The following is a 24,175-nucleotide window of genomic DNA, read 5'->3' as shown; positions in this document are numbered from 1 at the left end:
GCTATGATATAGATAAAGGGGCGGGCTTCATCGAGATAAGCTAGCCAGTAAGCAAATAATAAACCGTTGTTGATTACTAAGAACCATAAAAGCTGCTGCATATAATGCTTAGTTATCGTGTGTTTATTTTGCTGTAAATAGATAAAATGAAATGCCTGCAAACCAAACATATGTAAAAAACTATAGCCGATAAGGCGATTTTCAAAGTCATCAAGACCGAGATAGCGCAGGGTGATCAAAAATGCATAAAACGCAATATAGACTGGCGTCGTTAATTTAATAAACGACATTGCCACACGATAATACTTGGCTTGCTGAGCAGAATTGTTGCCTTGCTGAGCAGAGTTGTTGGCTTGCGAGGTTGAATTTGGCATTAGGTGACCCAATCTTATAGTTTTGCGTATGCTATGCGATTTGTGCAGTGGGGTGAAGTTGATATGCATTTTATCTGCCTATTCGTATTTAATTTTCAGATGAATAACATGTGAGAGCCTTATGCAGGCAATCTTAGATACTCAGAAGTGGTTGCAAGAGATAGTTATCGACCATAATTTTTGTCCATTTGCGCGAAAAGTTTGGCTAGAAGACAGAATTGAATGGCATGCATGCTCGGGTTCATCTGAGCCCCAGCTGTTACGAAATTTTTCTGAAATATTGCAGCGGCTAGATGCAAAGCCTGATGCCGAAACGGCCATAATCGTCTTAGACGATGGTTACGAGGATTTTTTCCATTACCTAGGGCTCATTGAGCGGGCAGAGCATATTATCGATGCGGCAGGCTTTCGAGGTATTTTTCAGTTGGCCAGTTTTCACCCACAATACTGTTTTGCAGATGCCAAGCCTAATGATGCGTCAAATTTTACCAATCGCAGCCCATGGCCGTTGCTACATATTTTGCGTGAAGATTCAGTTGCAGCCGGTCTGGACGCCCACCCACAACCAGATCAGATTCCAGAGGATAATATAAGGCGTTGTCGACAGTTGGGTTTAGACTATTTTCAGCAGTGGTTTCGAGAAAACAAATTTAAAGACAACGCTAAAGACAAAGCTGAAGACAAGGCTAATTGATGTGTATTCAATGAGGTTGCTATGCCTAAAACGGCTTTAATGCATAACTTGCTGCTGCGGAGATAGATAATGTTTTTGTTGCCAGCTGTGCTGCTTGCCTTGGTAATTATCCAATAGACAATAACCTTCGTGCAGCGCTAAGGATGCATATTGGTGAACTGCAGTTTTTGAGATGATATGTTGCTGATGTTGGTGAGTATTTAGCAGAACCGCGTAAAAGCCGGTTGCGCTGTGTTTAATTTCAATAGAAATATGCATAATAATCCTTTAACTTTTTGCTTCCGATTATGATTCCCTGCAGTCGGTGCAAACGTTTCTGACCCTTTTTTTCATGATAAATATTAACGTAGTTGAAAAGAGTGTAGCCAAGCTGCTGATATCGGCCATTTGTGAGTAGCTGCATTTTTTGTGAGATTTAACGCTTAAACCTGCAGATATAGAATAATCGGCACGAAAAAAAACCTGCAAGAGCAGGTTTTTTTTATATATAAGTGGCGTTTATCATTAAGCTTAGTGGAAGAAGAGTAACTACAAAAGCTTAAGCGTAGAACAATATGATGTGATATTTATTGGGGCCAGAATAGTGCTTTTATAAGCACTTCAATCAGCGCTGTAAATGTTGCAGCTTATTCTCAACGCCATTCCATTCTTCTGCATCAGGATGGGCATCTTTCATTTCGGTGATATTTGGCCAAACTTCGGCAAGCTCAGCGTTAAGTTCAATAAACACCTCTTGATCGGCTGGCACTTCATCTTCTGAGAAAATCGCATCAACAGGACATTCTGGTTCGCATAGTGCGCAATCGATACATTCGTCAGGATGAATAACCAAGGTGTTAGGGCCTTCATAAAAGCAGTCGACAGGGCAAACTTCTACGCAGTCTGTATGTTTACAATTGATGCAGTTTTCACCAACAATGAATGTCATGAGATGTCCTCAATACTTATTTTAATCAATTAAAAAGCGGCAGTATTCTACTTGGTTTTCTACGCTTTGTTAACTATTTCAGCCTGAATTATTATAATTAAATCAACAAGTATTAGGTCTTAAGTTATTGATGTTTTTGAGAATTATTCTTATTTGCTGGCTGATTGTTGAAGCTCATAAAGCAAGTTGTGAGCTTCTCGGGGTGAGATATTATCAACATCCAACTGACGAAGACGTTGACGTATTGCCGCGGCTGTTGCATCTTCATTCAGTAAGAGCTCATGCTGCTGAGGCTCGACCTGGCTAGGGATGCCACTTCGCGGCGATAGGTCTGCAGAGCTTTGCTCTAAAATGTGTAACTGCTGTTGCGCAACATTGAGTGCGCGTTGCGGAATACCTGCAAGCTTAGCGACTTGAAGACCATAGCTTTTATTTGCAGGGCCTGCAGCTAATTGATGCAAAAATACAATCTCGTCAGCATGCTCTGACGCTGACAAATGCATATTAGCAATATTGGGTAATGTCTGAGGCAACTCAGTAAGTTCAAAATAATGTGTAGCGAATAAGCATAAACAATGAATATTGCTGGCAATATCTTGTGCAATTGCATAGGCGAGGGCGAGGCCATCAAAGGTGCTAGTGCCGCGCCCGATCTCATCTAACAATACCAAGGATTGCTGTGTTGCATTATTTAAAATATTGGCAGCCTCACTCATCTCAACCATAAATGTTGAGCGGCCACCTGCGAGGTCATCAGAGCTGCCAATGCGGGTAAAAATTTGATCAACTAAGCCAACAGTTGCACTGTCTGCAGGCACATATGATCCCATATGCGCCATCAAGGTTATCAATGCCGTTTGACGCATATAGGTAGATTTACCACCCATATTAGGCCCAGTAATCAGCAAGACTTGTTGTGAGTCTGTAATCGAGGTGTCATTTGCAATAAAAACAGAGTCTAATACTTGCTCAACCACAGGATGACGCCCAGCATGGATAGCAATACCCGACGATGCCTGAATAGTGGGTTTGCAATAGCCAAACAGATCGGCGGCTAAGGCTAAACTGCTTAGAACATCCAGTTGGCATATCGCACGGCTCGAGAGCTGCAATGCGGCTAAATCTTGATTTATTGTTTCAAGAATCTGTTGATAAAGAAATTTTTCGCGCTGAAGTGCACGAGACTTGGCGCTGAGGGCCTTATCTTCAAACGTTTTTAAGCTTGGCGTTATAAAGCGCTCAGCATTTTTTAAGGTTTGACGCCTGATATATTCAACCGGCGCAGCAGCTGATTGCGCCTTTGATATTTCGATGTAGTAGCCATGAACTCGGTTATAACCAACTTTCAATGAACTCAGGCCAGTTTTTTCTCGCTGCTCAGCCTCAAGCTGAAGCAAAAAATCTCCCGCGTTTTGGCTAATCGCTCGCAGTTCATCTAGCTCTGGATCGAAGCCTTTCGCGATAACACCGCCTTCACGAATTACCATCGGGGGATTTTCAATAATAGCAGTGGCCAAATACTCAGTCAGAGCAGGAAACTCGCTGATTTCAGCGGCTAAAGCTTTCAGCAATGGGCTATTGCAACGGTTCAAAATGCCTTGCAAGGAAGGCAGTACAGCCAAGGAGCGATGAAGGCGTGCTAAGTCTCGAGGCCTTGCAGAGTGCAGCGCAATGCGCGATAAGATTCGTTCAAGGTCTCCAATTTGTTTGAGTTCGTTGGATAATTCTAGCTGTATAAACAACGTTAATAGTTCTTCGATACAGTCAAGACGGCTCTCAATCTCGCTTTGATTATTTAATGGTTGATGAATCCAGCGCCGTAAGGTTCTTGCACCCATGGCTGTGGCGCAGTGATTGAGTACGGAAAAAAGTGTATTTGATTCATCACCGCTAAGGTTTTGATCAAGTTCTAAATTTTTTCGAGTGGCAGCATCCATATTGACCATATCTGCCTGAGACTCATATTTGAGCTGACGCACATGCGGCAGTGCGCCTCGTTGAGTATCTAATGCATAACGAAGCAAGCAGCCAGCCGCTGTCACCGAAGGATGCAGATGATCCGGGATAAATGCAGTTAAATCATGGACTTCAAATTGCTGACAAAGTAGCTGCAGTGATGAATCATAATCAAAATGCCAATCGGCTTGCTCGATAATGCTGCATGGAAACTGCCTGAATGCATGATGAGAAAAGGACTCCGGAAAAATCAACTCGGCGGGTGATAGACGAAACAGTGCATTGGTCGCATTGGCTTCGCCTTGCGTTTCGAATACGCTAAAACGTCCAGAGGCCATATCTAAAAGTGCATAACCAAAGACGTTACTGCTTTCTACTACGCAAACCAGTAAGTTTTCCTGTCGCTCCTCGAGTAAGGCTTCATCAGAAATAGTACCTGGGGTTATCACTCTAACAACTTTTCGCTCTACCGGCCCTTTACTATTGGCAGGGTCACCAACTTGTTCACAAATGGCAACTGAATGTCCGAGTTTGACAAGTCTAGCGAGGTAGCCATCAGCACTGTGATAGGGGATGCCAGCCATAGGTATGGGATTGCCGCCGGATTTGCCGCGCGCGGTTAAGGTGATATCGAGCAGTTCTGCCGCTAGCTTTGCGTCATCATGAAATAATTCATAAAAGTCACCCATGCGATAAAAAAGCAGTTGATCAGGGTGCTCATGTTTAATGCGCAGATACTGCTGCATCATTGGGGTGTGTTGAGTAGATGCGGCTTCAGCCTTGGTAGATGCGCGACTCATAGGAAACAACTGATAAAGATAAGCAGTAAATTACTATAACAAAGCTCAGTCGCAATCACTACGGTTGTTTTTTGGCGAGTTTTTCCTATCTTGTAAGTAATTACTAAATAGTGACTGTGAACAAAATCACGATTTTAGCAGTGAAACTTTATAGCTGAATGTTAACGAATCTATCGCAGCGTCTACTCGATATACTCATGAAGTTCTTCTTTTTGGGTGGCGCTAATGGTCAATAATATAATGAATAACATTAACGTAGATGCAGTGGTTAGTCAGCTTCAATCAATTGTGCTGTCAAACTTACAGCCGAGTTTAGCTGAGTTTTTTACACAGTTTGAGCAGCAGCTATTGGACATGGCAGATGAAGCCAGCAGTAATGAGCAACAATGGCAATTATTTGCCAAAGCACGGCTGCTAAAAAAACAAGAGCAACAATTATCACGGCGTTTTGAGCAAACCTTAATTGACAGACTAGTGCGTTTTCGAACCGGTAGTTTAGATAAAATTCAACTGAAGATAGATGATTCACCCGATCTGAGTTTATTAGCTGATGAAGCATTGGAAAAAAGCATTGCAATCAGTTCGCTTGCAAGACGCGCTGAAGCGAGGAATGTAGAACAACTTTTTGCTTTAAATCAGCGCCTAGCGATATTACTTGGTGGTGATAAATTGAGCGATGATGGCAATCCCATTGGTCCCTTGCAGTTAGCCGACATCTTTCTCAGTACGCTCAGTAGCCTTGAGCTTTCAATCAAGCTACAAAGCATTGCCTGCCGTATATTCGAGCGCGCGATCTCAGCTGCGCTTAGTTCAAGCTATCAGTCGGCTAATAAGCTATTGATTGAGCAAGATATTCTGCCTAATTTCAAATACTCAGTAACAAAACCTGCTGCTAGCGAAATCGATAATAAGCCAAGGGCCACAGCAAGCCAGCATGCGGCGTCTTCAGAGCCAGTGGCAAAAAGCGCCGATTCAGTAGGCTCATCTCCTGCAGTAAACATGACGCCTGATCAACCTAAGACTCTTGCCGATAATATTGCTGCTTCATCTGCAGCCGCGACTGAATCGTCACATTTACAGCAGATTACACAAGATCAATTTAAGCAACATACTCAGGCATCACTACAAGCGGTGACACAGTCACAATCCGCTCCAGTATCGGCCACAGGTGATGCCTATCAACAACAATTATTGAATAATATTGCGGATATTCAACGACGACAGCTTCAGCCTGCAAATCAGCAAGCTACTGATATTCCAAGCCCAGATGCGACATTTAACGCTTCACAGAATTTACAGCAGGTCATATCAACCGTCGAGAATTTTCAGCAGCAGGCAAATCATATCCAACAGCTATCTGAACAAAAGGTTGAAGCCTTGTCGCTTGATCAAATGCAGTCGGTCAATCAATCGGTATTACAGGCTGCGCAGGAGCATCATGCCAGCATTGATAACCAACAAGCGATTGACTTGGTGGGTCGAATATTTGAATACATGCTGTCGGATAAGCAATTGCCGGATGCAGTAAAGGCCGTTTTAAGCTACTTACATACGCCTTATTTGAAAATTGCGATGGCCGATCCAAGTTTTATCCGCGATACAAAACATTGTGCCAAAGAATTATTGGACGCATTAGCCGATGCGGGCAGGCAGTGGGTGAACGATGATGGTAAATCGCAGCTGCAAGTGTTTCCAAAGATTAAAGAAATCGTCAGGCACCTTTTAATAGAATATCAAGGTGAAACCTCGACTGTGGATGAGTTGTTACAAGATATGTTAGCGTTTAACGCTAAAGTAAGTAAAAAAGCACTTATTCTTGATCAACGTGCTCAATCTAAGGCCGAGGGTGAAGAACACATGCGTTCTATAAAGAAAGCTGCTAAACAAAGTATCGCCAGTGTTGCCAAAGGTTTTAAATTAACCAAGCCTGTTAGAATTCTGATTGCTTTACCGCTGTCTGATCACTTGACCATGTTAGGGCTTCGATATGGCGTTGATTCTGAGCATTGGCAGCAGTCTTTGCAGCTTGTAGCCGATGTTATTGCCTCGGTTGAGGCAAATGCTGTCGATCAAGATCAGGGCTCGCGCGAGCGGTTTAACGACAATGTCATTTATGAAGTTGAGCTTGCCCTCAAATCTATTAGCTTTGATCATGCCAAAGCGAGAAAACTGATACAACTATTAATGCAGGCGCAAACAGATGCCATAGCCGGGCAAGGTTTGACTGCACCAGCTGACGCCGATCAACAAGAGATTGAACTGGATGAAGAATTTCAAGAACAGGCCATCACGGAGCAAGAGGATTGTGCGATAAAAGAGTTGGCTTCCTTAGACTTTGGCACATGGCTAGAATTTAGCGATTTCGAATTCATTGGTATAAAGCGCGCCAAAGTGGCTTGGTACAATGCACAATCTAACCGCTTTATGTTAAGTGATAATACCGGTCAATTTCGCAAAATGCTTTCAGCGATTGATCTTGCAAAAGCAAAACTGGCTGGCAAAGTGCAAATAGAGCAGTGGATTGAAAAACCTTTTTTTGAACGTGCCTTAGAATTTGTATTGTTGAAACTAAAGACAGCGGTCTAATACANAAGTGTTAGAAAAGAAGGAGTGTGCTATGCAAGCACCTAAGTCAAGACGGCAACATGCACGCTATAGTGTTGAATTGCCAATACAGGTTGTTAACAGCAATACAAATAATATAATTGGCACCTTGGTCAATATAAGCCGAGGAGGCTTATTGATTGTTGGTGATCAGGCGCTGACAGAAAATAAACTTTATCAGCTAGAACTGAAACTGACCAAGCCAGTGCTGGATAAGCTATCAATTAAAATAGCGGTCGATTGCCTGTGGCACGAATCGGCGGATCAAAGCGGTCAATTGGTATGGTCGGGGTGTCAAATCATTGATTGTATTGATGAGGAGGTAAACTATCTGGTTGAAGCGATGGCTCAAAGTTCCCAGCTGTCTGTTTAAGTTAACTGTTTAAGCTAGCAGATTAGTTACCTATCTAAGTTGTGCTCATCAACTGATTTTCTTTGTCTCGTTTGAAAATTGTATCATTTGTGGAAGTGTTGCGAAAATAAAGCACTAGCATAAAGCGCTGGTATTTAATTCACACAGTACATCATCTAAAAAATGATTGATCGCCTAAAATTGACTGAGTAAGCTAATTTTCACTATTAAGCGAATAATTCATATCCAAGCATTGAACGCCTGTAATCATTCCCTGTATAAAAATGTCTTCGTCCTGGTTCACCTGATTTAACCAGTTTTCAATCTTCAATACCGCTGATGTCGACAATACGTTGATGCTGAGCTGATTCTCTTGGTCACTTATTAGGGTAATGTCGTCATGATGAATAATACCCTGCAGATCCATCTTCTGTGCATCCTTAAGTGCTAAAGTGTCTAACAGTAAGGCTATAGAAAATTTATCGTGTTGTATCGCCTGATCTAATTGGGCAGCTGCCCGATTGCTATGCGCCAGCAGTATGACACCTTGGCAAAAGTCAATCTCCGGGAAGGCATGGTGACAAGCGACACCCTTGGGAAGGCTGACGTCAATTGCGCGCGCTAGAGATAAGTGATCACTGTATAAACTTGCATGGGAATTAAGCGCGGGTTTTAGCCAAAAACTTAAGTCATTGATTTGTTGAAGTGGTTGTAAGGCAGGTGTGTCAATGGCTAGCAGAGCAGGATCGTAGTAAATATGAATTTCATCATCTAGCTTGATCGGTAGACTGCTTTTTCTAACTCTCATGGGCTCGTCACCACGCTTCAACCAGACGCCACCAGCATTAATGCAGCGTTTTATGCTACTTTTGCTTAAGCTAACTTCGTCGGCTAAGAAATCGGTGATACTGATGCTGGCGCGCTGAGAAATAAAAGCCGCTTCAAAACTTGCGCGATTGTCCATAGCAATAATTTAATTAGACAGCAATCGTATGCAGACCACACTCTCTGTGTTCATGAACTTTGGTAGGGTCAAAATAATGTCTGCAATTAGGGAGCTGATGTTGTTGCATGTATTGCTCAATTTGCGCTTGTGTCCAATAGAAGATAGGAGCAACCTTCAAAATACCACGCTCATCGATAGACAATATATCAAGGCTTTGGCGATGCTCGGTTTCAAATTTTTGAATCCCGCTAATCCAAACTTTTGGCTTTAGCTCATCTAGAGCACGAGCAAAGGGGGCTAATTTAACCTGCCGCGTAAACTCGTCAAAGTGAGCGTCATCAATGGTTGGAATGCCGCCCATAATCGCATTTCTTCGCTCTGCTGAGATATCAGGGTTATAAATATGCATGTTCAATTGTAAGTCATGCATCAGCGTTTCAGCGACGCTATAGGCATCTTTTACATTGTAACCGCTGTCGACCCAAACAATTGGCAGTTGCTTGTCAATTTGACTAATCATATGCAGACTAACGGCTGAATAATAACCAAAGCTAGTGGTTGCAATGGTTTTCTCTTGAAGAGATAAGGCCCATTCAATGATCGCTTGCGGTGACTCATGGCGCAGCGATTGGTTCATGGCATCAAGATCAATGTCTAAAGTTTGCATAAGATAGATGATTGGTAAATTAAAGTTGGGCATTTTAAGGGCTTTACTTATGAACTTCAAATATCAAAACTTTATATGATATGTACTTTTAGTTATAACGCGTATCTAATTTTTGCATGGTGAACAGATGTATTTGCGTTTATAGTCGTGATTAAAACGATAATAAATTGGAGTTATGTTAATGCGATTTGCCTACCATGCCTGTATGTGCCCAGCTGATCAATATATTGAACTTGCCCAAGCTGCCGAGCGACTGGGCTTTGACGGCTTTACTATGCCGGACAGTATTTGCTACCCAGAACATGCCGATACTAAATATCCCTATAATGCTGACGGCAGTCGAAACTTCTTAGAGGGCACGCCGTTTATTGAGCCTTTTATTGCCATTCCAGCGATGGCAGCAGTCACTGAGTCGATTCGTTTTACAACATCGGTGGTCAAGCTGCCTATACGAAACCCTATTATTGTCGCCAAGCAGTTGACCTCCTTACAGGTTATGACGCAAGAGCGATTTGCCTTTGGCGTTGGTTTAAGCCCATGGGTTGAAGACTTTGAGATATGCGGCGAACAATGGCAAGGTCGAGGTAAGCGATTTGATGAAATGATCGAGATTATTCGCGGTCTTCACAGCGGTGAGTACTATCAGTTTAGCGGTGAATATTATCAAATTCCCTCACATAAAATGTGCCCCGTACCTAAAACNGCTACGCCCATTTTGATTGGAGGTCATGCTAAACCTGCTCTAAAACGTGCTGCGCGTATCGGTGATGGCTGGGTTCACGCCGGTGGTGATTATGAGACCTTAAAAGCTTATATTGATGAGATTAATCAATACCGTGCTGAATATGGTAGGCAGAACTTGCCCTTTGAGGTGCATGCTATCACTGCTGATGCTTATTCGGTTGACGGCGTTAAGCGACTTACAGATGCGGGCGTCACAGAGTGTATTATAGGCTTCAGAGATGCCTACGCTGGTGAAGAGGATAAAACTTCGACAGCAGATAAGATAAATATGATGCAGTGGTTTGCTGAGAATATTATTGAAAAACTTTGAGGTCGAGCTGTTCACTCAGAAAATATTAAGTACAAAGGCGTCTATTAATGGCTTCTATAAGGCAGTGGCTATGGAGAAGGGTGTCTAAAGAGCGAAGCGTTAAAAAGTTGTGCGTTATTAAATAGGGCTTTATTAAATAAGGCGTTATTTAAGCAGGGTAAGGAAGGGCACAGAATAAAACAGCCACATGCATGGTATCTTAGGCCTTGCAAATAAACACCTCGACCACTCAGTGCAAAATCCTTGCCGTCGAGGTGTTATATCTTAGATATTACTTATAGAGCTTTAGCTGCTAAGAAATAGCTGTTTATTAAGCAATTCAAACCTGCCGTTAGCTGATATTAAAGATCGTCTAGATACCGTTCTGCATCGAGTGCGGCCATGCAGCCGAACCCGGCAGAGGTCACAGCTTGACGATAGATGTGATCAGCAACGTCGCCGGCAGCAAATACGCCTTCTACAGAGGTTTGCGTCGCATTACCTTCAACACCAGATTGAATGCGCAAATAGCCATCGTGCATATCAAGCTGACCGGTGAAGATGTCGGTATTTGGCTTGTGACCAATTGCAATAAACACACCGGCGACATCAATCTTGGTTTCAGTATCGTCAGTAGTGGATTGCAAGTTTAACCCAGTTACGCCCGAATCATCTCCCGTAACCTCAGCCAGCGTATGGTTCCAAATGATGTCAATATTGCCGTTTTCGGCACGCTCTAGAATTTTATCCTGCAAAATCTTCTCGCTGCGAAGTTTATCGCGTCTATGAATGAGTGTCACTTTGCTGGCAATATTGGACAGGTAAAGTGCCTCTTCAACTGCCGTATTACCGCCGCCAACAACCGCGACCTCCTTACCGCGATAAAAGAAACCGTCACAGGTCGCACAAGCACTGACGCCTTTGCCCATAAATGCTTGTTCCGATTCAAGGCCTAAATATTGTGCTGATGCACCGGTAGCTATGATCAAGGCATCACAGCTGTAATTATTGCTGTTACCAAATAATTTAAATGGTTTTTCACTTAGGTCGGTAGACTCAATATGGTCAAAAATGACGTCGGTATCAAAACGCTCAGCATGTTCTTGCATNCGCATCATCAGCTCTGGGCCTTGGACCCCGTTTTGATCACCGGGCCAGTTATCAACATCAGTAGTCGTAGTAAGCTGACCGCCTTGTTGCATACCCGTGAGGATAACTGGGTTTAAGTTAGCTCTTGCTGCGTATACCGCCGCGGTGTAACCCGCTGGGCCAGAACCTAAAATAATTAACGGATGGTGTACAAAATCACTCATGATGAATCCTTAAAAATACAATAAGCGAGGCCATTTTAAGTCGCGCGTCGCGATAGGCCAGTAAAGAAATGCAATAAGCGCTATAAAAAAGCCTAATCGTTCAAAAACTATGCAATTAATTTCAATGTAATCACAAGCTTACAGCTTTAGCTGATCTGATAAATGAATTATGATGAGTTTTCTTTAGCGCCATAGTTGGATCAGCGTAGTCAATGGATATCTCGCAAAAATCACTTAATCGTTTGCTAGAAGGTTTATTTGTAATTCTGGTAGCGATCGCGCTGTATTTTTCTATCGCATTATTAAGTTACAACCCCGAAGATCCAGCTTGGTCAACCATTGGCGGAAACGATACGGTCAGTAATGCCGCAGGTTACATGGGTGCCTGGCTTTCGGATATTCTCTTCTCATTAATTGGCATTGCTGCATTTTGTCTGCCCTTAAGCTTGATCTACCGCGTGGCATTGCATTTTATGCATCGAAACACCGAGGAAGATAATGATTGGCCATCGTTCATTATTAACGGTATCGGTGTAGTGTTGATTATTCTCTCGATTACGGGCCTTGCTGCCATCAATTCGCCGGTAGAGCAGTCCTTTTATCCATTTGGTGACGGCGGGGTTATTGGAGAAAAGCTAGCCTTAGCTTTTTTGCACAGTTTCGGTTTAGTTGGCGGTCGGCTGGCATTGTTAACGATTTTCTTGGTTGGCTTTACGATTTTTTCCGGTATTTCTTGGTTACAAACTTTTGAAGCGGTTGGGCGATTGGTACTAGAGGTCATGCCTGCGAAATGGCGTTTGCTGAAAAAGCGTTTGGCGCAAAAGCGACAAGATACGCAACAAGAAAAGCTTGAGCAGGAAAAAATGCAGGCAAGGGTTGAGCAACGTCAAAAAGCCTTAGCTGCAGAAAAAAATAAACTTAAAAAACGCATACCGCCGACTATTCAAGAGCCAAAAGTCTCTGCGAAAAGCGAGCCCTCCAAAAAAGCCATCAAGGAACAACAATCTGAGTTATTTGATGATACAGGGGAAGTGTTACCAACCTTAGGTTTGCTGCTGCAGGCCCCTGATCGAGGTGATAAAGGCTTTTCACCTGAAATGCTGGATCATATGTCTAGATTGCTAGAGCATAAGCTGCAGGACTTTAAGATTGTTGCAGAAGTAACCGATGTTTACCCTGGGCCGGTTATAACTCGTTTTGAAATTAAGCCTGCGCCTGGCACAAAAGTCTCGACCATCTCCAATTTGGCAAAAGATATCGCGCGCTCTTTAGCGGTTATCAGCGTTAGGGTTGTAGAGGTGATACAGGGTAAATCAGTGATTGGCATTGAGATTCCAAACGAAGATCGAGAGATNGTATATTTTTCTCAAGTCGTTGGCTCGCGGGCATTTGAGGAATCCAAGTCGCCCTTAACCATGGCTTTAGGACATGACATCGCGGGTAATCCCGTGGTGGCTGATTTAGCAAAAATGCCGCATTTATTAGTTGCTGGAACAACCGGTTCAGGTAAGTCGGTGGGTGTCAATGCGATGCTGCTTAGCTTGCTGTTTAAGGCAACCCCTGATGAAGTCAGGTTGATCTTGGTCGATCCTAAAATGCTTGAGCTGTCAGTCTATGAGGGGATTCCGCATTTATTGACGCCTGTCATCACCGATATGAAAGACGCAGCTGCGGGCTTACGCTGGTGTGTGGCTGAAATGGAAAGACGCTATATGCTGATGGCAAAGCTGGGTGTGAGAAATATCAGCGGCTTTAATAAGAAAGTCAATGATGCAGCCAAAGCCGGTGAACCAATAAAAGACCCTTTATTTGTGCCTGAAGAACATTTTGACCCAATGCAGCAAACAGCAGAGGCGCCGCCGCTAGAAAGCCTGCCTTATATTGTAGTTGTGATCGATGAATTTGCTGACATGATGATGATTGTGGGCAAAAAAGTTGAGGAATTGATTGCGCGGATCGCACAAAAAGCGCGTGCTGCCGGTATTCATTTAATACTTGCGACCCAGCGGCCATCGGTAGACGTGATTACCGGGCTTATCAAAGCGAATGTTCCCACGCGCATTGCGTTTCAGGTGTCTTCAAAAATCGACTCGCGCACTATATTAGACCAAGGTGGTGCAGAACAACTGCTTGGGCATGGCGATATGCTGTATTTGCCGCCTGGCACTTCTATGCTTACCCGAGTCCATGGTGCCTTTGTTGATGATGAGGATGTGCATAAAGTTGTCGCTTCCTGGACGAAGAATACCTCAGCGAATTATATTGAAGGTTTATTAGAAACTGGCAATACAAACGACATACCGGGCATCGCCAGCGAGGGCAGTGGCGAGGACGATGCCGAATCAGATCCGCTCTTTGATGAGGCGGTGGCGTTTGTTACAGAGACGCGCAAAGTCTCAATCTCATCCGTTCAGCGAAAATTGCGAATTGGCTATAACCGTGCCGCTCGTTTAGTTGAAAGCATGGAGGCGGCTGGCGTTGTTACCGCAGCAAATGAGCGCGGCCAGCGAGAAGTGATTGCTGCGCCACCACCCAGTTTGTAAGTCATTTTGAATAGGCAATCTTGAAGATAATTATGTTGCAGTCACTTTTTCGTCTTTATTTTTCAATGCAGGGTTTGCGCCTATGTGTTGCTTGGATTTACTCATCGGCAAGATCGATAACAAATGCATACCCTGGCAAAAGCTTCGGCATGCTAGCATTTATGTTCATTTCCTCCGCTGCGCTGGCAAATACTGCGGAGCAACAAGTAAGTCGCTGGTCTGATCTACTCGAGTCAATAGACTCAATCACTGCCTTGAGTGCTGATTTTAGGCAGCAGACCTTAGATGCTGAGCAGCATGTCATCCAAGCATTTGACGGCTATATTGCATACCGACAGCCCAATAAATTTATTTGGCAAGCTAATGCACCCATAGCACAGCAGCTGCAGAGTGATGGTGAGTTTATTTGGCAATATGATCGTGATTTGGCGCAGGTCATTGTGCAGCCTTATGCCTCCCAAGCCGAAAATGCGATTTTACTTGCAGTTCTTCAGGCGCCCGAGCGACTAAAAGACGATTATCATTTGCTGCCAGTCAGCAAGGATGTAGTCGCTTCAACACATGCATCATCAGGGCGAAATGTCTATCTTTTGCGAGCAAAACATATGGATGTTGACGTTCAAGCGATTGAATTGGTTTTTTTGCATGAACCTACGATCAGGCTTGAAACGTTTAGTTTTACTGATTTACTTGGTCAAACAACCTCGGTGTCGCTAACGACATCAACGCTTGCGATTGATGATGTGCAGTTTGTGTTTCAAGTGCCTGCCGATGTTGATGTGATTTATGAGTGATTTGTTTCAGTCGTCGCCTGAACCAAACCAGCATGGTTTTTTGCCGCTCGCTGCTAGGCTGCGGCCACAACGTCTAGAAGACTATATTGGTCAATCTCATATTCTCGGTGATAAACAATCGCTATCGTTAGCTATTGCTCAATCGCAGCTGCATTCGCTGATATTTTGGGGGCCGCCAGGCAGTGGTAAGACCAGCTTAGCCAAATTGATCGCGGCGCAATCAGATGCTTTTTTTTATGAACTATCAGCCGTATTAGCGGGTGTAAAAGAGATTCGTGCGGCAATTGATGAAGCCATCATACGTCGGCAGCAATACCAGCAAAAAACCGTGCTGTTTGTTGACGAGGTGCATCGATTTAATAAAGCCCAGCAAGATGCCTTCTTACCGCATATAGAAAACGGCAATATTATTTTTTTCGGCGCAACCACTGAAAACCCATCTTTTGAACTTAATGCGGCGTTATTGTCGCGCGCTAAAGTGTATGTGCTTCAGCCTTTAAATGAGAGCGAGCTTGCACAAATTCTTGATCGCGCGTTACGTGATGACGAGAGCTTACAGCATCAAGGCGTAAAAATAGCCGACGACGCTAAGCGCATGATGCTAATGGCATCAGATGGCGATGCGCGAAAATTATTAAATACGCTAGAGCAGGCCGCCGATTATGCACTGCATTATTCTGACGGTATGATTGACCAAGCGGCGGTAAAACATGTTGTGCTGCAATCGCAACGTCGTTTTGATAAGCAGGGTGAGGCGTTTTATGATCAAATTTCTGCTATGCATAAATCGATTCGGGGCTCGGATCCCGATGCTGCCGTGTATTGGCTCTGCCGGATGTTAGATGGGGGTTGTGATCCACTGTATTTAGCAAGGCGAATTGTACGCACGGCTAGTGAAGATATCGGTAATGCCGACCCAAGAGCACTTGAGGTTGCCTTAAATGCTTGGCAAGCGCAGGAGCGATTAGGCAGTCCAGAAGGACATTTGGCGCTTGCTCAAGCTGTTACCTATCTTGCCAGTGCAGCAAAAAGCAACGCGGTTTATCTGGCTGTTAAACAGGCAATGTCTGTTATTGAAGAAAGCGGCTCTTTAGCGGTGCCGCTGAAGCTTAGAAATGCCCCCACGAGCCTGATGCAAGCCTTAGATTATGGTGCAGATTACCGCTACCCGCATGATGAGAAGGATGGCTTTGCTGCTGGTGAAAGCTATTTGCCCGAGCAAATTAGCGATCAAAAGTTCTATCATCCAGTGAATCGCGGGTTGGAAATCAAAATTAAACAAAAACTCGAGCACTTAGCAGCATTAAACCATGCTGCTCAGCATCAAGATAATGAGCATGATTAGCCTCTACGTATCGATTGCATTAGGCGGTGCTATAGGCGCTTGTTTGCGCTATTTTCTGAATTTTCAGATTCATAGCCTATGGCAGGGGCATCTTGCCTTGGGTACTTTGNTTGTGAATATCCTAGGGTCTCTGTGTATCGGTTTTTGTTATGTCTATTTTGATGAAAAAGCTGTGCTGCCAATTGCGCTAAAACCTTTTATAATGACGGGTTTATTGGGTGCTTTTACAACGTTTTCGACGTTTTCACTTGATACCATTATGCATATTCATCAGGGGCAATGGCTGCATGCTTTGGCTTATACACTGCTGAGTATTTCTGGTTGTTTCATTGCGACTTATTTAGCGATTGAGCTGGCCAGGCATTTTTAACGATTTTTTTAACTTCTTTTTCCAGTAATAGGACCCGCATGTTAGACGTAAAACTGCTCCGTCAAGATATTCAATTAGTGGCAGAACGGCTTAAAATTAAAGGCTTTTCACTAGATATTGAGCAATTTCAGGCTTTAGAGCAACAGCGCAAACAAACCGACATACAAACCCAGCAGCTGCAGGCTGAAAAAAAATCTACCTCTAAACAAGTGGGCCAGCTTATTCAGTCAGGCCTGTCGGTTGACGACGCTAAGGCAAAAGTTGCCGATAGTTTAAAGGTCATCGATCAAAATCTAGCTGACGTGATTGAGCAAAACAAAACAGTTAATGCAGCATTAACAGATCTGCTATTGAGTCTGCCGAATTTACCTGATGCAACTGTGCCTGCGGGGCAGTCAGAAGACGAGAATGTTGAAATAGCCTGTTGGGGAGAGCCACGATCTTATGATTTTCCTGTGCAAGACCATGTTGATCTTGGCCAAGCACTGCAGGGCTTGGATTTCAACTTAGGTGGCAAGATTACCGGATCTCGCTTTGCTGTGATGCGAAAGGGCATTGCTCGCCTGCATCGCGCATTAGCCCAGTATATGTTGGATACTCACTGTGACCAACACGGTTATGAAGAATTAAATGTGCCCTATATTGTTAACCAGGCATCGCTAACCGGAACGGGCCAGCTACCCAAGTTTGAGCAAGATTTATTTAAACTTGATACTGATCAAAACAATGCTTATTACTTAATTCCAACCGCTGAAGTACCGGTCACTAATCTGCTGCGTGATGTGATTGTCGAGTCAAAGAATACACAAGGCTTTACTGCACTGCCGTTAAAGTTTGCCGCGCATACTGCCTGCTTTCGCTCAGAAGCTGGTAGCTCGGGTCGTGATGTGCGCGGCATGATTCGCCAGCATCAATTTGAGAAAATTGAATTAGTGCAGGCGGTGTATCCTGAAGATTCAGATGCTGCTTTGGAGGCATTGACCGCGGACGCCGAAGCTATCTTGCAGGCGCTGGAATTACCGTATCGAAAAGTACTGTTATGCGGCGGTGACCTCGGTTTTTCTGCCCAAAAAACCTATGATTTAGAGGTTTGGTTGCCGTCTCAGCAGTGTTACCGAGAAATTTCATCTTGCTCGAACTTTGGCGATTTTCAAGCACGTCGCATGCAGGCGCGTTATCGTTTAGCTGACGGCAAGCCGCAGTTGCTGCACACATTAAACGGATCAGGCTTAGCAGTTGGTAGAACGCTGTTGGCAGTGATGGAAAATCATCAGTGTGCGGATGGTCGTATTGCCGTACCGAAAGTCTTACAAGCTTATATGCAAGGCATCAGCCATATTGGCTAAACTATCGATTTAGACAGCGTCGTATTGCGGCCATAGGCTCATGAAACATTTTCCAATATTTTTAGATTTACAGCAAAAGCACTGTTTGATTTTTGGCGATGGTGCTGTTGCATTACGAAAGGCTAATCTGCTGCATAAGGCCGGTGCAATCATATCGGTAGTGTCAAGCAGCTGTATGGACGATATGCAGTTTATCGTGCAGCAGACTGGCGGTGAGTGGATTGCCGATGATGCAGCAATTCACAGCTTAGATTGGCAAGCCTATTATTTAATAATCGCGGCTTCGTCAGACCCAGCTTTTAATCTTCGCATTGCATCACAAGCCAATGCAGCCAATAAATTAGTCAATGTGGTAGAGCACCCTGAACTGAGTAATTTTATTTTACCCAGCATCATCGATCGTTCGCCGATCACTATTGCGGTTTCTTCTGGTGGTGCCGCACCTGTGTTGGTGAGATTGCTGAAATCTCGAATTGAATCGATGGTGCCTGCTGCGTATGGTACTTTAGCATCATTTACTGCGTCATGGCGCGACAGAGTGAAGCAGTCGATACCTAGCCAGTCGCTTCGTCGCCGTTTCTGGCAAACCATATTAGAAGGCATAGTCGCTGAAAAAGTCATGCTGGGTAAGCAGGCGGAGGCTGAAGACTTATTGCAAAACGCATTGCTTGAACGTCAGACCAAGCAAACTGGGGAGGTTGCATTAGTTGGTGCAGGGCCTGGAGACCCTGATTTATTGACCTTTAAAGCTCTGCGTCTTTTGCAACAGGCTGAGGTTGTGCTTTACGATAGGTTAGTGGCGCCTGCTATTATGGATATGGTGAACGTTGAGGCCAGCTTAGTTTACGTTGGCAAGGCTCGATCGAACCATGCTGTTGCACAAGAGCAAATTAATCAGTTATTAATTAATTATGCCTCCGCAGGTCATCGTGTCGTTCGTTTGAAAGGTGGTGACCCCTTTATATTCGGGCGCGGCGGTGAAGAAATTGAAGGTCTGGCAGAGCATAATATAGCTTTTCAAGTTGTTCCAGGCGTGACTGCGGCTGCTGGGTGCGCATCTTATGCGGGTATTCCGTTGACCCATCGTGATTATGCGCAGTCAGTCAGATTTGTTACTGGGCACCTCAAGGATAATAGCTGCAACCTGCCTTGGCAGGAGCTTGTCAGCCCTGCCCAGACCGTCGTTTTTTATATGGGTCTGATGGGCTTGGCACAGATTTGTGCACAACTGATCGCACATGGACGTGAGCCAGACACCCCGATAGCCCTGATTCAGAAAGGCACAACTGCTGATCAAAAGACTCTTATCGCGACGTTGGCGTCGATGCCTGCGCTTGCTAATAGCCACCAGTTACAAGCACCAACTTTGATTATTGTTGGAGAAGTGGTTAATTTACACCATCAATTAAATTGGTTTAGTACTCAGACTGAGAGCAACCCAGATGTATGATTTTGATTTAATCGTCATTGGCGCCGGTTCCGGCGGTGTCAGAGCTGCACGTATGGCAGCCAGCCAAGGCAAGCTAGCTAATGGTGAGCGTCCTAAGGTTGCGATCATTGAGCGCGGTGCGCTGGGTGGTACCTGTGTAAACGTTGGCTGTGTACCCAAAAAGCTGATGGTGTATGCAGCACACGTTGATGAGGAAATGAAAGATGCACGGGACTATGGCTGGCAAATTGAACACCAAGATTTTGATTGGCCTAGTTTTATCGCTAAAAAGAATCACGAAATTGCTCGCTTAAATAGCATTTATGGCAATTTATTAGCCAATGCTGGGGTCAGCATTATCCATGGAGAAGCCAGTCTGATTGATGCACATACGGTTAGCGTAGCAGGTGAGCAATACAGTGCAGATAAGATCTTGCTCGCTGTCGGTGGTACGCCAGTAAAGCCAAATATTCCAGGTATCGAGCATGCAATAGTGTCGGATGATGCTTTTTATTTACCCAGCTTGCCAAAGCATATGGTTATTGTTGGCGGGGGATATATAGCCTTAGAGTTTGCCTGTATATTCAATGCTTTAGGCTCTGAAGTTCACGTTATTTATAGAGGCTCGCAATTGCTGCGAGCATTTGATCATGATCTTGGCAAGGGTTTACTGCATCAAGCACAGCAGCAGGGTATTGTTTTTCACCTAACTGAGCAGGTAAATCATATCGACAAACTTGACGACAGCTTGTCCGTTCAGCTTGAAAGCGGTGATTGCTTGCAGACTGAACAGGTTTTTTATGCTACCGGCCGTGCGGCTCTAGCTCAGCAGCTTGGCCTTGATAAGCTTGGCGTTGAGCTCAGTGAGCAAGGTGATATTGTTGTTGATGATCAGTTTAATACTGCCGTTGAGTCAATTTATGCGCTGGGTGATGCGATAGGAACACCCGCTTTAACGCCGGTTGCTTTAGCGCAAGCAATGGTATTTGTGGATCAGCAGTATGGCGCCGGACGCAAAACGATGGACTATCACGCGATACCTACGGCTATTTTTACTGCGCCGAATATCGCTACTGTGGGTTTATCAGAGCAACAAGCTTTAGCGCAGGGTTATACTATTGACCTTTACACCAGTGATTTTAAGCATTTGAAGCACACGCTGACCGAATCAAGCTTTAGAGTGTATATGAAACTGGTTGTCGATCAGCAAACCGGCATTGTGTTGGGTGTCCACATGATTGGTCCTGATGCTGGTGAAATCATTCAAGGCTTAGCTTTGGCCGTAAAGTGTCAAATGCAAAAGTCTGAGCTAGACAGCGTGATTGGTATTCATCCGACCGCGGCAGAAGAGTTTGTGACCATGCGGCAGGTGGCATATTCAAAACCGTAATGCTTTAAGCATGGATTTTTATCTCAAATTCACGCAAAGTACGTATTGTTTAATATAATAATTACTTATTTCTATAGCGCTTTATGAACGACGTTGTGTCTGCTGTTACAGTTAAACCGGTCAGTATTTCAAATCGATTATTGCTGTCTTTATACGCAATAATGCCACTGTGCTTGTGCTTTGTGGTGCTTGACGCGCTAGCGTTTAACTATCAGTTTCGTGATATTTGGTTGCCCGATAATCCAGGCGCATTAATCTGGTGGGCTATTATTTTTAATTTCCCGCATATTGTTTCAAGCATGGTCACCTTACTCGATGACGAATATCTGCCACATTATCGTCAGCGATTTACCAAGGCTTTAGTGATCATCACCGTGGCAGTATTGAGTGTTAACTATCTATTACCGCAAGTGTTAAGCCCAGGCCTTTATGGCATTGTGTTTATTTTATTTTTTATATTCTTTGCAGCCTATACCATGTATCACGTGCTTTCTCAGCAGTTTGGGCTGGGTATGATGATGATGGGTTTACGGCCAGATCGCGGCTTTGAGTTCTGGCGTTACAGTTCGACATTTGCAGCTACATTGCTTTATTTGATGGCGTTTACTAAGCATAATTTACAGGCCGTTATATTTGATTCTGGTCTTAGCCTATATGATTTCACACAGTGGTTAGCTTTGGCTGCCGTGGTCTGCGCGGCCTTGTTTGGCACCAATTTAATGCGGCGCGGACAACAGCGACTAGGCATTGTTTATGTTGCCGCTAATATTCTAATGCTCTTCATTGTTTGGTGTATGGCTGCACTAGAATATAGTTTTCTGGTTATTTTGATTCCACGTTTTATTCACGATATCACCGCCTTTATTATCTATTCTGTCCATGACCACAATCGGAATGCGACGCAAACGCACAACTACATCTACCGTGCCTTATCGTTTATTCCGCTAACACCATTACTTTTATGTCCAATATTAGCGATCGTTTTAGCGAACTCTATTGAGTGTGGTGCCTACTTTTTAGATTTTGGTTTAGGTTTTAATCCCGCCAATAATACTGATTGTTTTGCCAGTCATTTTTATCGCCCTGAAGTTGAGCAGCCACTGCCTGATCAAATGCGCGTAGGACTGCAAATTTTATTTATCAGTGGTCTTTTTCACTATTACATTGAAGGCTTTGTCTGGAAGCGTGAGTCGCTGCATCGTCATAGCGTTAGCTTTTCCTAAGCATCCCGATTAAGTTAAGATTTATTTCGCTGTCATCTTATGGCATGCTTGCGCCCACTTTGCTAGTTAGTTCTATCCATGAATATTAATATCCCATTACTGCAACAAGGCAATCGACGCGCCCTTGCGAAAGCAATTACCTTGATTGAGTCCAAGCGTGAGCAGGATCGAGAGTCAAGCCAAGCTCTGTTGGAACAAATATTACCTTCAACCGGCAACAGTCTTCGCATAGGTATCACTGGTATTCCTGGCGTCGGCAAATCTACCTTTATTGAAAGTTTTGGTATGTTCCTGATTAGTCAGGGTAAGAAAGTTGCTGTATTAGCCGTGGACCCGAGTTCGCCGATCGCTGGTGGCTCGATTTTGGGTGATAAAACCCGTATGGAGTTATTGTCACGCGAAAGTGACGCTTTTATTCGGCCCAGCCCATCCGAAGGTGCACTGGGCGGTGTGGCGCAAAAAACTCGAGAAACCATGTTGCTGTGTGAGGCAGCTGGTTACGATGTAATTATCGTTGAAACAGTCGGTGTTGGGCAAAGTGAATTTGAAGTTGCTAGCATGGTCGATTTTTTCTTGGTGTTAATGATGCCTAACGCTGGTGATGAGTTGCAAGGCATTAAGAAAGGCATTATGGAGCTTGCCGATGCACTGATTATTAACAAGTGCGATGGCGAAAGCGTTAACCTAGCGAACAAAACCAAAAGTCAGTATCAGTCTGCGGTAAACTTACTGCATTATACAAGCTTTTGGACACCGAAAGTGATGACATGCTCTTCTGTTCAGCAACAAGGCATGGATACCATTTGGGGTATGATGATTGACTATTATTTCATGGCTCAAGAGAATAACGCCTTTGCAAACAAGCGATCTCGCCAGAACATTGAATGGATGCGGCGTTTAATGCATGAATTAGTGGATCTTCGCATTCACAGCCATCCTGAAATAAAACAATTGCTGCCCAAGCTGCAGCAACAGGTTACTCAGGGCGTTACTACGCCTTATGTTGCGGCCAAGACAATTATTGCCAAAATATAACGATAAACAGTGGGCAATAAATACAGCGCGCACAAAATTCTCGCAGATTCAGTTCTAAAACTGTATAAGCCACTATACTTTCATTCATTGCGCATGCCTGCCATTTAACCTCACTGTCATTGTGCATCTCAGCACGCGCTAATCTAAAATTCTGCGGCTAAAAAACTACAATTTTTAGGATAAAATCTTATTGCGGTAAGATGGTCCGAACAAACGCTAAAGGTTCAGGATTGAAAGAGGGTTTGGTACAAAGCTGAAAGAATGTCACAGAGTTTTATAGCAAGTAACAATAGAAAGTAATAATAGAAAGTATCAATAGAGATTAAGAAAGATAGAGAAAATTAGCTGTCTAAAGTAGCTATCTAAAGTAGCTGTCTAAGGTTCTGTTTTCTGGAATTATGCAGCCATTGCAGCTGCATAGCATGTAAATCAAAGCTTAGCGTTATGCATAAAGCATCACGCATCAAGCATTAGCGAGCACGATAAGTAATGCGACCCTTGCTTAAGTCATAAGGTGTCAATTCAACTCTGACTTTATCGCCGGTCAAAATGCGAATGTAGTTTTTACGCATTTTGCCAGAAATATGCGCTGTCACAATATGACCATTCTCCAATTTAACGCGAAATGTCGTATTTGGAAGTGTATCAACCACTTCACCTTCCATTTCAAATTGATCTTCTTTTGCCATTCAGGCTATACCTCAGCAGTACTAGATGAAAATTAAGCGCGCATTCTGCCTGAAAAATACGGGAATATCAAACCTATAAACTTCAGTGATTAGATGATGGTGATAACAACAATGACGAGAATGGCGTCAGCTTGCGTTAAGTTGAACCCAGCGTTGATTTAAAAATATTTCTGCTGGCCTGTAGCGAGATTTATAAGCCATTTTCTGCGAGTGCTTTACCCAATAACCAAGATATAGATAAGGCAGTTCGAATCGAGCGGCAAGCTGCAGCTGCTGCAAAATCATAAATTGACCAAGACTGCGTTGTTGTTCTGCCGTATCAAAAAAAGTATATACCGCGGACA

General features: G+C 43.9%; 22 protein-coding genes. 13 read left to right on the top strand and 9 right to left on the bottom strand.

The annotated features are described in order from the left end of the window. On the bottom strand, positions 1-374 hold a 374-nt coding region (locus HRU21_05985; GenBank protein NRA41844.1), incomplete at its 3' end, for a hypothetical protein. Positions 375-495: 121 nt separating this feature from the next. Here HRU21_05985 and HRU21_05980 point away from each other — a divergent pair. Next, positions 496-1,068, top strand: a complete 573-nt coding sequence (locus tag HRU21_05980) for a DUF1415 domain-containing protein (GenBank protein ID NRA41843.1) — start codon at positions 496-498, stop codon at positions 1,066-1,068. Positions 1,069-1,104: 36 nt separating this feature from the next. Here the strand turns inward: HRU21_05980 and HRU21_05975 are convergent, their stop codons facing one another. The 3 genes from HRU21_05975 to mutS all read right to left on the bottom strand — a co-directional run bounded on the left by HRU21_05975 (position 1,105) and on the right by mutS (position 4,701). Further along, positions 1,105-1,326 carry a hypothetical protein gene (locus HRU21_05975; protein NRA41842.1) on the bottom strand — a complete coding sequence of 74 codons (222 nt, stop codon included), beginning with the start codon at positions 1,324-1,326 and terminating at the stop codon, positions 1,105-1,107. A 346-nt stretch (positions 1,327-1,672) separates the two neighbouring features. Then, positions 1,673-1,996 (bottom strand): ferredoxin family protein, encoded by a 324-nt coding sequence (locus HRU21_05970; GenBank protein NRA41841.1) that lies wholly within the window; start codon positions 1,994-1,996, stop codon positions 1,673-1,675. 149 nt (positions 1,997-2,145) lie between these two features. After that, the gene (mutS, locus tag HRU21_05965; protein ID NRA41840.1) at positions 2,146-4,701 is read right to left on the bottom strand and encodes a DNA mismatch repair protein MutS; all 2,556 of its coding nucleotides are present in this window, start codon (positions 4,699-4,701) and stop codon (positions 2,146-2,148) included. Between the two features lie 291 nt (positions 4,702-4,992). On the opposite strand from mutS, the gene HRU21_05960 reads away from it, so the two are divergent. After that, positions 4,993-7,338: a DUF1631 family protein gene (locus HRU21_05960; protein NRA41839.1), complete on the top strand. Its 2,346-nt coding sequence runs from the start codon at positions 4,993-4,995 to the stop codon at positions 7,336-7,338. A 31-nt stretch (positions 7,339-7,369) separates the two neighbouring features. Continuing rightward, entirely contained in the window at positions 7,370-7,729 is a 360-nt protein-coding gene (locus HRU21_05955; GenBank protein ID NRA41838.1) for a PilZ domain-containing protein, read from the top strand. Between the two features lie 193 nt (positions 7,730-7,922). Here HRU21_05955 and HRU21_05950 read toward each other — a convergent pair whose 3' ends face one another. Beyond that, on the bottom strand, positions 7,923-8,672 hold the full coding sequence (locus tag HRU21_05950; protein ID NRA41837.1) for a hypothetical protein: 750 nt from the start codon (positions 8,670-8,672) through the stop codon (positions 7,923-7,925). A 13-nt stretch (positions 8,673-8,685) separates the two neighbouring features. Then, positions 8,686-9,321 carry a phosphoadenosine phosphosulfate reductase family protein gene (locus HRU21_05945; GenBank protein NRA41836.1) on the bottom strand — a complete coding sequence of 212 codons (636 nt, stop codon included), beginning with the start codon at positions 9,319-9,321 and terminating at the stop codon, positions 8,686-8,688. Positions 9,322-9,502: 181 nt separating this feature from the next. On the opposite strand from HRU21_05945, the gene HRU21_05940 reads away from it, so the two are divergent. Then, the gene (locus HRU21_05940) at positions 9,503-10,375 is read left to right on the top strand and encodes a TIGR03619 family F420-dependent LLM class oxidoreductase (GenBank protein ID NRA41835.1); all 873 of its coding nucleotides are present in this window, start codon (positions 9,503-9,505) and stop codon (positions 10,373-10,375) included. A gap of 341 nt (positions 10,376-10,716) precedes the next feature. Here HRU21_05940 and trxB read toward each other — a convergent pair whose 3' ends face one another. Further along, entirely contained in the window at positions 10,717-11,667 is a 951-nt protein-coding gene (gene trxB, locus HRU21_05935; GenBank protein NRA41834.1) for a thioredoxin-disulfide reductase, read from the bottom strand. A gap of 212 nt (positions 11,668-11,879) precedes the next feature. Here trxB and HRU21_05930 point away from each other — a divergent pair, with 212 nt between their 5' ends. From HRU21_05930 to meaB, 9 genes are all read left to right on the top strand, one after another. After that, a complete protein-coding gene (locus HRU21_05930) occupies positions 11,880-14,210 on the top strand; it encodes a DNA translocase FtsK 4TM domain-containing protein (GenBank protein ID NRA41833.1) in 2,331 nt (776 codons plus the stop codon). A gap of 32 nt (positions 14,211-14,242) precedes the next feature. Continuing rightward, complete coding sequence (locus HRU21_05925) at positions 14,243-15,004, top strand: outer-membrane lipoprotein carrier protein LolA (GenBank protein ID NRA41832.1); 762 nt, start codon at positions 14,243-14,245, stop codon at positions 15,002-15,004. Next, on the top strand, positions 14,997-16,349 hold the full coding sequence (locus HRU21_05920; GenBank protein NRA41831.1) for a replication-associated recombination protein A: 1,353 nt from the start codon (positions 14,997-14,999) through the stop codon (positions 16,347-16,349). Before HRU21_05925 ends, HRU21_05920 begins: the two co-directional genes overlap by 8 nt. Beyond that, entirely contained in the window at positions 16,342-16,719 is a 378-nt protein-coding gene (gene crcB, locus HRU21_05915; protein NRA41830.1) for a fluoride efflux transporter CrcB, read from the top strand. Before HRU21_05920 ends, crcB begins: the two co-directional genes overlap by 8 nt. 38 nt (positions 16,720-16,757) lie before the next feature. Then, complete coding sequence (serS, locus tag HRU21_05910; GenBank protein ID NRA41829.1) at positions 16,758-18,065, top strand: serine--tRNA ligase; 1,308 nt, start codon at positions 16,758-16,760, stop codon at positions 18,063-18,065. Between the two features lie 40 nt (positions 18,066-18,105). Next, on the top strand, positions 18,106-19,515 hold the full coding sequence (cobA, locus tag HRU21_05905) for a uroporphyrinogen-III C-methyltransferase (protein ID NRA41828.1): 1,410 nt from the start codon (positions 18,106-18,108) through the stop codon (positions 19,513-19,515). Further along, positions 19,508-20,884: a glutathione-disulfide reductase gene (gene gorA / locus HRU21_05900; protein ID NRA41827.1), complete on the top strand. Its 1,377-nt coding sequence runs from the start codon at positions 19,508-19,510 to the stop codon at positions 20,882-20,884. Before cobA ends, gorA begins: the two co-directional genes overlap by 8 nt. A gap of 83 nt (positions 20,885-20,967) precedes the next feature. Next, complete coding sequence (locus tag HRU21_05895; protein ID NRA41826.1) at positions 20,968-22,107, top strand: hypothetical protein; 1,140 nt, start codon at positions 20,968-20,970, stop codon at positions 22,105-22,107. Positions 22,108-22,185: 78 nt separating this feature from the next. Further along, positions 22,186-23,142, top strand: a complete 957-nt coding sequence (gene meaB / locus HRU21_05890; GenBank protein NRA41825.1) for a methylmalonyl Co-A mutase-associated GTPase MeaB — start codon at positions 22,186-22,188, stop codon at positions 23,140-23,142. 470 nt (positions 23,143-23,612) lie between these two features. Here meaB and infA read toward each other — a convergent pair whose 3' ends face one another. Both infA and HRU21_05880 read right to left on the bottom strand, forming a co-directional pair. Beyond that, on the bottom strand, positions 23,613-23,831 hold the full coding sequence (gene infA, locus HRU21_05885) for a translation initiation factor IF-1 (GenBank protein ID NRA41824.1): 219 nt from the start codon (positions 23,829-23,831) through the stop codon (positions 23,613-23,615). A gap of 126 nt (positions 23,832-23,957) precedes the next feature. Further along, positions 23,958-24,175, bottom strand: a 218-nt coding sequence (locus HRU21_05880) for an arginyltransferase (protein ID NRA41823.1), incomplete at its 5' end; no start/stop codon positions are given.

It is taken from the genome of Pseudomonadales bacterium (genome assembly GCA_013215025.1).
Lineage (GTDB): Bacteria > Pseudomonadota > Gammaproteobacteria > Pseudomonadales > DT-91 > DT-91.
The sequence above is the reverse complement of the archived record's forward strand: the minus strand, read 5'-3'. Positions and strand labels throughout refer to the sequence as shown.

Coding starts and splice junctions, on each gene's coding strand:
- serS (NRA41829.1), top strand. CDS start 16,758: ATGTTAGACGTAAAACTGCTCCGTCAAGATATTCAATTAGTGGCAGAA.
- meaB (NRA41825.1), top strand. CDS start 22,186: ATGAATATTAATATCCCATTACTGCAACAAGGCAATCGACGCGCCCTT.
- HRU21_05975 (NRA41842.1), bottom strand. CDS start 1,326: ATGCATATTTCTATTGAAATTAAACACAGCGCAACCGGCTTTTACGCG.
- HRU21_05895 (NRA41826.1), top strand. CDS start 20,968: ATGAACGACGTTGTGTCTGCTGTTACAGTTAAACCGGTCAGTATTTCA.
- gorA (NRA41827.1), top strand. CDS start 19,508: ATGTATGATTTTGATTTAATCGTCATTGGCGCCGGTTCCGGCGGTGTC.
- HRU21_05920 (NRA41831.1), top strand. CDS start 14,997: ATGAGTGATTTGTTTCAGTCGTCGCCTGAACCAAACCAGCATGGTTTT.
- infA (NRA41824.1), bottom strand. CDS start 23,831: ATGGCAAAAGAAGATCAATTTGAAATGGAAGGTGAAGTGGTTGATACA.
- HRU21_05955 (NRA41838.1), top strand. CDS start 7,370: ATGCAAGCACCTAAGTCAAGACGGCAACATGCACGCTATAGTGTTGAA.
- HRU21_05960 (NRA41839.1), top strand. CDS start 4,993: ATGAATAACATTAACGTAGATGCAGTGGTTAGTCAGCTTCAATCAATT.
- cobA (NRA41828.1), top strand. CDS start 18,106: ATGAAACATTTTCCAATATTTTTAGATTTACAGCAAAAGCACTGTTTG.
- HRU21_05980 (NRA41843.1), top strand. CDS start 496: ATGCAGGCAATCTTAGATACTCAGAAGTGGTTGCAAGAGATAGTTATC.
- HRU21_05970 (NRA41841.1), bottom strand. CDS start 1,996: ATGACATTCATTGTTGGTGAAAACTGCATCAATTGTAAACATACAGAC.
- HRU21_05950 (NRA41837.1), bottom strand. CDS start 8,672: ATGGACAATCGCGCAAGTTTTGAAGCGGCTTTTATTTCTCAGCGCGCC.
- mutS (NRA41840.1), bottom strand. CDS start 4,701: ATGATGCAGCAGTATCTGCGCATTAAACATGAGCACCCTGATCAACTG.
- HRU21_05945 (NRA41836.1), bottom strand. CDS start 9,321: ATGCAAACTTTAGACATTGATCTTGATGCCATGAACCAATCGCTGCGC.
- HRU21_05925 (NRA41832.1), top strand. CDS start 14,243: ATGTTGCAGTCACTTTTTCGTCTTTATTTTTCAATGCAGGGTTTGCGC.